This window comes from Acidovorax sp. KNOB132, assembly GCF_057541515.1.
In genome coordinates this window covers 1-9,643 of record NZ_BAAJYT010000142.1, presented here as the reverse complement: position 1 = coordinate 9,643, position 9,643 = coordinate 1, and the positions used below count along the sequence as shown (strand labels likewise).

Genomic DNA, 9,643 nt, shown 5'->3' with positions numbered 1-9,643 from the left:
ACCTGTGTGACCTGCGCCACCACCTCGTCCATGGTGCGTCCGGCCTGGGCCACGAGATCGCTGCCGGTGCTCACGCGCGACACGCTGGCTTCGATCATCGCCTTGATCTCCTTGGCGGCCTCCGCCGAGCGCCCCGCGAGCGACCGCACCTCGCTGGCCACCACCGCGAAGCCGCGCCCTTGCTCACCCGCGCGGGCCGCTTCCACCGCGGGCGTTCAGCGCACGGGATGTTGGTCTGGAAGGCGATGGAATCGATCACGCCGGTGATGTCGGCGATCTTGCGCGAGCTGTCGGTGATCTGCCCCATGGTGCTGACCACCTGCGACACCACGGCGCCGCCGCGCGCGGCCACCTCGGCCGCGGTGGTGGCGAATTCGCTCGCCTGGCGCGCGGACTGGGCGCTCTGCTGCACGGTGCTGGTGAGCAGTTCCATGGACGACGCGGTTTCTTCCAGGTTGGCCGCCGTCTGCTCGGTGCGCTGGCTCAGGTCGTGGTTGCCCGAGGCGATCTCGGTGCTGGCCGTGGAGATGCTGCCCGACGCTTCCTGCACCTGGCGCACCAGGCCGCGCAGCGAATCCTGCATGCGGCCCATGGCGGTCACCAACTGGCCCACCTCGTCCTGCTGCGTGGCATGCACCTCGTGCGACAGATCGCCGCTGGCGATGCGCTCGGCCAGATCGCGCGCCTGGGCCAGCGATTGCGTGATGGAGCGCACGCTGAAGAAGGTCAGCGGAATGAGCACCGCCAGCCCCAGCAGGAGCCCGCCGCCGATCGCGGCCGACATGAAGGCCGTGCGCGCTTCCACGCCCTGGCGCGCCTCCTCCATCTGCTGGCGCGCGGTGGTGGCCAGGCTGGCGAACAGCTGGTCGGTGGCCTCCATGTGCTGCTTGAGGCGGTCGGCATAGGCGCCGCCCCCAGCCCCGTCGATCTGCGCGCGCTCGATCTGCTCGAAGATGGGCGAGATGCCGGCTTCGTACTGCTTGATCTCGGCGAGCGACTTGTCGATGCCCTCGACGAAGGCGGCATCCCCCGCCTGGGCCTGCCGCACGTCGGCCAGGCTCTTGCGCAGCGCGGCGAGCGTCTTGCCCCAGCTGTCGCGCAGGGCCGACACTTCGACCGAGTTGTTGAAGTTGATGATGATGTCCTTCTCGGCCCGGCGCAGATTCCCCAGTGTGGTGCGCAGTTCGGCCATGTCGGTCAGGGTCTGCACGCGCTGCGAAAACAGCACCTGCAACGTGTCCCGCGTACGGTCCAGGGCGAGATAGCCCATGGCACCGATGACGACGAGGAGCACCAAGGAAAAGATCGTCCCGAAATACAGGCGGGTGCGAATCGACAGGCGGCCCAGAGCGTTCATGGCTCTCCTCTACAAAATGTTACTTGAGCGTTAGCAATAACCACGCCACCAAAAAAAACACGGCCTCGTGGGCCGCATCGGCGATCACTATATGCGGCGCCCTGCCAATAGCCGACGGGGTATTCACCGAGGGGCCAACACGCGGCGCCATGCCCTCACACCGTGCAGTGGAAAACAAATTGTCACAAATATAGGGCAAAGTCACTGCCATCGCGACCGCGCCGGCCCGCGCCTTCCGGCCCCGCCATGGCGCCCGCCACACCTTCGGACTCCACATGGCACACCCCTTCACTGCATCTCCCGCGTCCCACGCATCCCCTGCCCCCACTGGCGCCCGGCCGGGCACCGGCTCACTGAGCCAGCGCCTGCTGACTGTCTTTCTCGCCGTCCTGGCGCTGAGCCTGGTGGGTTCGGCCATCGGCATCTGGTCGCTGCACCACATCGGCCGCGCCACGGACGCCATGGTGCAGCGCAGCGTCGCGACCGAGCGCCTGGTGGCCGATGCGTACCGGCTACAGGCCATCAACGCCGAGCGCTACAAGGCCGTGGCACTGAGTTCCGAACCCGAGGTGGGCGAGATCCTCGGCGCCGACATCGCGCGCACCCAGCAGCAGTACGACGCGCTGGTCGCCCAACTGGCCCGGCGGCTCGAAGGCACCGAGGACATGCAGCAGGTGGCGCAGGTGCGCACCATGGGCGCCACCTTCCTGGCCGCGCGGACGGAGCTGGTGGCCGCGCGCGATTCGGGCCTCACCGAGCGCATCCGCAAGGTCTACGGTGAACGCTTCCTGCCCTCGGCCACGGCGCTGCTCCAGGCGCTCGAAGCGCTCTCGCAGTCGCAGCGGCAGGACATCGACGAAGCGGCGGCGCAGGTCGCGCGCCTGAGCGGCATGGCGCGCTGGGCGCTGGTGGCCTTCGGCGCGCTGTCGCTGGCCCTGGGCACCCTGCTGGCGCTGTGGCTGGTGCGCAGCATCACCCGCCCGATCGCCATCGCCAGCGCCACGGCGGACCGCGTGGCCGGGCTGGACCTGCGCCAGGACATCGCCGGCCACGAACGCGACGAGACCGGCCGCATGCTCACCTCGCTGTCGGTGATGCAGGGCGCGCTGCGCAGCCTGGTGCACCGCGTGCAGACCCTGGGGCAGAGCATCAGCGCCGCCTCGACCGACATCGCGGGCGGCAACGCCGACCTGTCCAACCGCACCGAGGAGGCCGCAGCGCGGCTGCAGGAAACCGCGGCCTCGCTGGAGCAGGTCACCCGCCGCGTGGCGGATGCGGCGGCGTCCGCCGAGCGCACGGAAGCCCTGGCCTCGCAGGCTGCCAGCGTGGCGCAGGAAGGCAGCGGCGTGGTCACGCAGGTCGTGGACACCATGGACCGCATCGCCACGGGCTCGCGCCGCATCGCCGACATCACCGGCGTGATCGACTCCATCGCCTTCCAGACGAACATCCTGGCGCTGAACGCCGCCGTGGAGGCCGCACGCGCCGGCGACCAGGGCCGGGGATTCGCCGTGGTGGCGTCCGAAGTGCGCAGCCTGGCCAACCGCTCGGCCGAGGCCGCCAAGGAGATCAAGGCGCTGATCGCCGAGTCCGTGCAGCAGGTGGCCTCGGGCGCCAGCCTGGCCGGGCACGCCGGCCGCACGATGGAGCGCGTGGTCTCCACCATCCAGCACACGGCGCAGACCATGGGCGAGATCCGCAGCCACACCCGGTCGCAGAACCAGGACATCGCGGCCATCCACGCCGCCATGTCGCGGCTGGACGAGATGACGCAGCAGAACGCGGCGCTGGTGGAGCAGTCGGCCGCCGCGGCGGAAAGCCTGCGCGGGCAGGCGCACGACCTGTCGTCGGTGATCAGCCGCTTCGCGCTGCCGCATTCCACGGCGACGGGCGAGGTAGCGGGCCTTCTCTCCGTGCCCGCGCCGGCAACGGTCCCGGGGGCGCGGGCCCTGCGCCTGGGCCACGCCTGAGGTTCGCGCCGCGGCACGCCGCCTTGCCAGGCGGCGTGCCCTGCACCCATTCAGGGCGATGATCAGCCCACCGGCTGGATCGGCACGTACAGCTCGCCGCCCGTGCCGCGGAACTCCACCGCCTTTTCCTGCAGGCCCTTGGCGGCGAACTCGCGCACCTCCTGCGTGATCTTCATCGAGCAGAACTTGGGGCCGCACATCGAGCAGAAGTGGGCGACCTTGGCGCTGTCTTTCGGCAGCGTTTCGTCGTGGTATTCCTGGGCCGTCTCGGGGTCGAGGCCCAGGTTGAACTGGTCCTGCCAGCGGAAATCGAAACGCGCCTGGGAGAGCGCGTCGTCGCGCGCGCGGGCGCCGGGGTGGCCCTTGGCCACGTCGGCGGCGTGCGCGGCGATCTTGTAGGAGATGATGCCCTGCTTGACGTCGTCGCGGTCGGGCAGGCCCAGGTGCTCCTTGGGCGTCACGTAGCACAGCATGGCCGTGCCCATCCAGCCGATCATGGCCGCGCCGATGGCGCTGGCGATGTGGTCGTAGCCCGGGGCGATGTCGATGGTCAGCGGGCCCAGCGTGTAGAACGGCGCTTCGTGGCAGGTCTTGAGCTGTTCGGTCATGTTGGCCTGGATCATGTGCATGGGCACGTGGCCGGGGCCTTCGATCATGGTCTGCACATCGTGCTTCCAGGCGGTCTGGGTGAGTTCGCCCAGCGTGTGCAGCTCGGCGAACTGGGCTTCGTCATTGGCGTCGGACGCGCAGCCGGGCCGCAGGCCATCGCCCAGGCTGAACGACACGTCGTACGCCTTCATGATGTCGCAGATGTCCTCGAAGTGCTCGTACAGGAAGCTCTCCTTGTGGTGCGCCATGCACCACTTGGCCATGATGGAGCCGCCGCGCGAGACGATGCCGGTGCGGCGCTGGGCCGTGAGGTGGATGTAGGCCAGCCGCACGCCCGCGTGGATGGTGAAGTAGTCCACGCCCTGCTCGGCCTGCTCGATGAGCGTGTCGCGGAAGATGGCCCAGGTCAGGTCTTCGGCCACGCCGCCGACCTTCTCCAGCGCCTGGTAGATGGGCACCGTGCCGATCGGCACCGGCGAGTTGCGCACGATCCAGTCCCGCGTGGTGTGGATGGCCTTGCCGGTGGACAGGTCCATCACGTTGTCGGCGCCCCAGCGAATGGCCCACACCAGCTTTTCCACTTCTTCCTCGATGCTGGAAGTGACGGCCGAGTTGCCGATGTTGGCGTTGATCTTGACCTTGAAGTTGCGCCCGATCGCCATCGGCTCCACCTCGGGGTGGTTGATGTTGGCGGGAATGATCGCGCGGCCGCGGGCCACTTCATCGCGCACGAACTCGGGCGTGATGATCTTCGGGATGCTCGCGCCCATGGGGTTGCCCATCAGGCGCTGCTCGCGGCCCGCATCCTGCATGTACTGCGCCATCCATTCGCGGCGGCCGTTCTCGCGGATGGCCACGTATTCCATCTCGGGCGTGACGATGCCGCGGCGCGCGTAGTGCATCTGCGTCACGTTGGCGCCGCTCTTGGCGCGCAGCGGCTGGCGCTGCAGCGCGGCGGCCTCGGCACGCAGCTGGGCCAGGCGGGCGGCGTCCTCGCTCTTTTGGCCATCGTCCAGCGCCACGGGCGGGCGGCCCTCGTAGTGCTCCACGTCGCCGCGCGCCGCGATCCAGCCGCCGCGCACGCTGGCCAGGCCCTGGCGCACGTCGATCACGGCCTCGGGGTCGGTGTAGGGGCCGGAGGTGTCGTACACGCTGACCTGCTCGCCGTTGGTGAGCGCGATGTCGCGCACCGGCACGCGCAGGTCCGCGTGCGTGTGGCCGGGCAGGTAGGCCTTGCGCGATGCGGGAAAGGGCGCGCGGGTGAGCGCGAGCAGTTCGGCGAATTTTTCGCGGGCGAGGGGTTCGGGTGCGTTCATGGGGCAGGTCTCCTGTTTCCGGGGGCGGTGGGGCTGCTCCGGAAATGGACCTGTGCCTGGAACGCAGGCGCAGGGCGCCTGGTGAAGCGGTGCGTGCCACGCGGGTGCGGGCACGGTCACGGGAGGTCGGCTCTTCTTCCGCCGGTATGAACCGGATCAAGTTCGTCGGGTTCGCAAGCCAGCCTGACATTCGTCAGGCCGCCCGCATCTCAGCGCATCAGCACACCCCGGAGCAGGCGCCAGTATAGGCCAGCCCCCTCGCCCGCCGCCATCCCTCCGTGTCGGTCAGGCGATGCGCCCCAGGATGAGCACGGCGAAGAACACGAAGCCGGCGATCACCGTCCACTTCAGGATGATGAGCCCCCAGCGTTTGTAGCGCGCCTGCCCCGTGCCCACGTAGAACGCGAACGACACCGCTGCCATGAGCAGCAGCAGGGTGGCGATCCAGCGAAAGATCAGCATGCCGCGCGGCCCCGGCGTCGCCCTACCACGCGGCCACCGGCTGCGCGAAGCCGGCGGGCGCCTGGCGCTCGTTGTCGAACGTGGCGATTTCCCAGGCGTCCTCCTGCGCGAGCAGTTCGCGCAGCAGCAGGTTGTTCATCGCGTGGCCCGAGCGGAACGCGCTGTAGGCCGCCAGCAGTGGCTTGCCGACGAGGTACAGGTCGCCGATGGCATCGAGGATCTTGTGCTTCACGAACTCGTCGTCGTAGCGCAGGCCGTCGCTGTTGAGCACCTTGTAGTCGTCCATGACGATGGCGTTGTCCAGGCCACCGCCCAGCGCCAGGCCGCTGGCGCGCATCATCTCCACGTCCTTGGTGAAGCCGAACGTGCGCGCGCGCGCGATGTCGCGGGTGTAGTTGCCGGAGCCGAGGTCGAACTCCACGCTCTGTCCGGTGGAATCGACCGCCGGGTGGGCGAAGTCGATCTCGAAGCGCAGCTTGTAGCCGTGGTACGGGTCGAGCCGCGCCCACTTCGTGCTTGGGCCCGTGCCCTCGCGCACCTCGACCGGGCGCGTCACGCGGATGAATCGCTTGGGCGCCTTCTGCAGCTCCACGCCGGCGCTCTGCAGCAGGAACACGAACGAGGCGGAGGAACCGTCGAGGATGGGCACCTCTTCGGCGGTGATGTCGATGTACAGGTTGTCCAGCCCCAGGCCCGCGCAGGCCGACATCAGGTGCTCGACCGTGTGCACCTTCGCGCCGCCCACGCCGATGGTGGAGGCCATGCGCGTGTCCACCACGGCCATGGCGGTGATGGGAATGTCCACCGGCTCGGGCAGGTCCACCCGGCGGAACACGATGCCCGTGTCGGGCTGGGCGGGGCGCAGCGTCAATTCGACCCGCTGGCCGCTGTGCAGGCCCACGCCGACGGCGCGGGTCAGGGTCTTGATCGTGCGTTGCTGGAGCATCGGTCGATTTTAGAGGGGGAGGCCCCATCATGGGGCATCGCTGCCGCTATGGGCGCAATAGGCCCACGCGCGCAGGAAAAAACCGCCAGCCCCTTGCGGAACATGGCGGTGTTGTGAACAAGAAAGGCCCGCAGGGCCTTGCCCGTCAGTCGGCCTGCTTGCGCAGGAACGCGGGGATTTCCAGGTCGTCCATGCCGCCCGAGGACAGCGCGTCCACGCGGGCGGCCGCCTGCGTGCGGTTGGTGCGCCACACGCTGGGCACCGACATGTTGCCGTAGTCTGCCTGCGCGGTGCCGCCACCGACCAGGCCCGCGCCCAGCGTCGCGCCGGCCATGGGCATCTGGTAGGCCACGTTGTCCGTGCCGGTGCGCAGGCCGCCCTGTACCACCGAGATGGGCTGGCGGCGTGCGTTCTGGCGCGACAGGCCGGTGGCCACCACGGTCACGCGGATCTCTTCGCCCAGGCTGTCGTCGTAGGCGGCGCCGTAGATCACGTGCGCATCCGGCGAGGCGTAGGCGTTGATGGTACTCATGGCCAGGCGCGACTCGGACAGCTTCAGGCTGCCCTTGGCGGCGGTCACCAGCACCAGCACGCCCTTGGCGCCCGACAGATCGATGCCTTCCAGCAGCGGGCAGGCCACGGCCTGCTCGGCGGCGATGCGGGCGCGGTCGGGGCCGGCGGCCGTGGCCGTACCCATCATGGCCTTGCCGGGCTCGCCCATCACGGTGCGCACGTCTTCGAAGTCGACGTTGACGTGGCCGTATTCGTTGATGATTTCAGCGATGCCGCCCACGGCGTTCTTGAGCACGTCGTTGGCATGCGCGAAGGCCTCGTCCTGGGTGATGTCGTCGCCCAGCACTTCCAGCAGCTTCTCGTTGAGCACGACGATCAGCGAATCGACGTTGGCTTCCAGCTCGGCCAGGCCGTTGTCGGCATTGGCCATGCGGCGACCGCCTTCCCAGTCGAAGGGCTTGGTGACCACGCCCACGGTGAGGATGCCCATCTCCTTGGCCACGCGCGCGATCACGGGGGCCGCGCCGGTGCCCGTGCCGCCGCCCATGCCGGCGGTGATGAACAGCATGTGCGCGCCGGTGATGGCGCTGCGGATGTCTTCCACGGCCGCTTCGGCGGCATCGCGGCCTTTGTCGGGCTTGCTGCCCGCGCCCAGGCCGCTGCCGCCCAGCTGGATGGTGCGGTGCGCGGGGCTGCGCGTGAGGGCCTGCGCGTCGGTGTTGGCGCAGACGAACTCCACGCCCTGCACATTGCGCGCGATCATGTGGGCGACGGCATTGCCGCCGCCGCCGCCGACACCGATCACCTTGATCTGGGTGCCCTGATTGAATTCTTCGGCTTCGATCATTTCGATGGTCATGGTGGGTGCTCCTAGTCTTTCACGTGAATTGCATGGGGCCAAAACGGCTGGATGGTTGGAATCGGGTGGGGCGCGGTCCGCGGCACGAAAGGGGGGCCGGTGCCCCGCCATCGTTGCCAGAACAGCGCATCGGGGCCGGCGCGAGCGAGCCAGTGCTGAGGGGACAACATGTCAGAAGTTCCCCACGATGAAATCTTTGAAGCGGCCGAACGCGGTCTTCACCGAGCCGCTCTTTTGCGCCACCTTGAAGCCGCGCAGGCGCGCCAGGCGCGCCTCTTCCAGCAGGCCCATGACGGTGGCGGCGCGCGGCTGGGCGATCATGTCGGCCAGCGCGCTCGAATACTTGGGAATGCCCCGGCGCACGGGCTTCAGAAAGATGTCCTCGCCCAGCTCGACCATGCCCGGCATGATGGCGCTGCCGCCCGTGAGCACGATGCCCGAGGACAGCACCTCTTCATAGCCCGACTCGCGGATGACCTGCTGCACCAGCGAGAAGATCTCCTCCACGCGCGGCTCGATCACGCCGGCCAGCGCCTGCTTGCTGAGCATGCGCGGGCTGCGGTCGCCCAGGCCGGGCACCTCCACCTGCGCCTCGGGATCGGCCAGCAGCTGCTTGGCATAGCCGCTTTCGACCTTGATGTCCTCGGCGTCCTTGGTGGGCGTGCGCAGCGCCATGGCGATGTCGCTGGTGATGAGGTCGCCCGCGATCGGGATCACGGCCGTGTGGCGGATCGCGCCGCCGGTGAAGATCGCCACGTCGGTCGTGCCCGCACCGATGTCCACCACCGCCACGCCCAGCTCGCGCTCGTCGTCGGTCAGCACGGCCTGGCTGGAGGCGAGCGGGTTCAGCATGAGCTGCTCCACCTCGAGACCGCAGCGGCGCACGCACTTGATGATGTTCTCGGCCGCGCTCTGCGCGCCGGTCACGATGTGGATCTTGGCCTCCAGGCGGATGCCGCTCATGCCGATGGGCTCCTTCACATCCTGCCCGTCGATCACGAATTCCTGCGGCTCCACCAGCAGCAGGCGCTGGTCGCTGGAGATGTTGATGGCCTTGGCCGTCTCCACCACGCGCGCCACGTCGGCCTGGGTGACTTCCTTGTCCTTGACCGCCACCATGCCGCTCGAATTGAGCCCGCGGATGTGGCTGCCGGTGATGCCGGTGTACACGCGCTGGATCTTGCAGTCGGCCATCAGCTCGGCCTCTTTCAGCGCCTGCTGGATGCTCTGCACCGTGGCGTCGATGTTCACCACCACGCCGCGCTTGAGGCCATTGCTGGGTGCGACGCCCAGCCCGGCCAGCTTGAGTTCGCCATTGGGCAGCACCTCGGCCACCACCGCCATCACCTTGGCGGTGCCGATGTCCAGCCCCACGACCACGTCTTTGTATTCTCTTGCCATATTCTGTGTCCTGCCCTCAGTGGTTCTGCCCTGTTGTTCTGGCGGGGCGCGCGCGCTGCGGCGCAGTGCGCGCGGGCGCCCGGGCGGCCGCCTTGGGGGCGTCGCCATTGGACCGTGGTCACCCCGCGCAGCCGCAGCGCATAGCCGTCGGCGTGGCGCAGGTCGGCCGATTCGAGTGCGTCCGCGCGCCGCCCGTACTGGCCCGCCACG

At 69.0% G+C, this 9,643-nt stretch carries 6 protein-coding genes, 2 pseudogenes and 1 riboswitch; of the genes and pseudogenes, 1 reads left to right on the top strand and 7 read right to left on the bottom strand.

Going from position 1 to position 9,643, the window contains the following annotated elements; genetic code table 11:
* A pseudogene (locus tag AC27IO_RS16300) lies at window positions 1-1,357 on the bottom strand (methyl-accepting chemotaxis protein); the annotation flags it as partial.
* 275 nt (window positions 1,358-1,632) lie between these two features.
* Between AC27IO_RS16300 and AC27IO_RS16295 the strand changes: the two are divergent.
* Window positions 1,633-3,327 carry a methyl-accepting chemotaxis protein gene (locus AC27IO_RS16295; RefSeq protein ID WP_498739692.1) on the top strand — a complete coding sequence of 565 codons (1,695 nt, stop codon included), beginning with the start codon at window positions 1,633-1,635 and terminating at the stop codon, window positions 3,325-3,327.
* Window positions 3,328-3,389: 62 nt separating this feature from the next.
* Here AC27IO_RS16295 and thiC read toward each other — a convergent pair whose 3' ends face one another.
* The 6 genes and pseudogenes from thiC to AC27IO_RS16265 form a co-directional block, all read right to left on the bottom strand.
* Window positions 3,390-5,252, bottom strand: a complete 1,863-nt coding sequence (gene thiC / locus AC27IO_RS16290; protein ID WP_498739690.1) for a phosphomethylpyrimidine synthase ThiC — start codon at window positions 5,250-5,252, stop codon at window positions 3,390-3,392.
* A gap of 116 nt (window positions 5,253-5,368) precedes the next feature.
* Window positions 5,369-5,492: riboswitch (TPP riboswitch) on the bottom strand.
* 45 nt (window positions 5,493-5,537) lie between these two features.
* Window positions 5,538-5,714 carry a hypothetical protein gene (locus AC27IO_RS16285; RefSeq protein WP_272567221.1) on the bottom strand — a complete coding sequence of 59 codons (177 nt, stop codon included), beginning with the start codon at window positions 5,712-5,714 and terminating at the stop codon, window positions 5,538-5,540.
* A 22-nt stretch (window positions 5,715-5,736) separates the two neighbouring features.
* Window positions 5,737-6,660, bottom strand: coding sequence for a UDP-3-O-acyl-N-acetylglucosamine deacetylase (lpxC, locus tag AC27IO_RS16280; protein ID WP_272567220.1), 924 nt, complete (start codon window positions 6,658-6,660; stop codon window positions 5,737-5,739).
* 145 nt (window positions 6,661-6,805) lie between these two features.
* Window positions 6,806-8,032 (bottom strand): cell division protein FtsZ, encoded by a 1,227-nt coding sequence (gene ftsZ, locus AC27IO_RS16275; protein WP_272549194.1) that lies wholly within the window; start codon window positions 8,030-8,032, stop codon window positions 6,806-6,808.
* A gap of 171 nt (window positions 8,033-8,203) precedes the next feature.
* Window positions 8,204-9,433: a cell division protein FtsA gene (gene ftsA / locus AC27IO_RS16270; RefSeq protein ID WP_092741824.1), complete on the bottom strand. Its 1,230-nt coding sequence runs from the start codon at window positions 9,431-9,433 to the stop codon at window positions 8,204-8,206.
* A pseudogene (locus tag AC27IO_RS16265) lies at window positions 9,376-9,643 on the bottom strand (hypothetical protein); the annotation flags it as partial. The pseudogene AC27IO_RS16265 and the gene ftsA, both read right to left, overlap by 58 nt.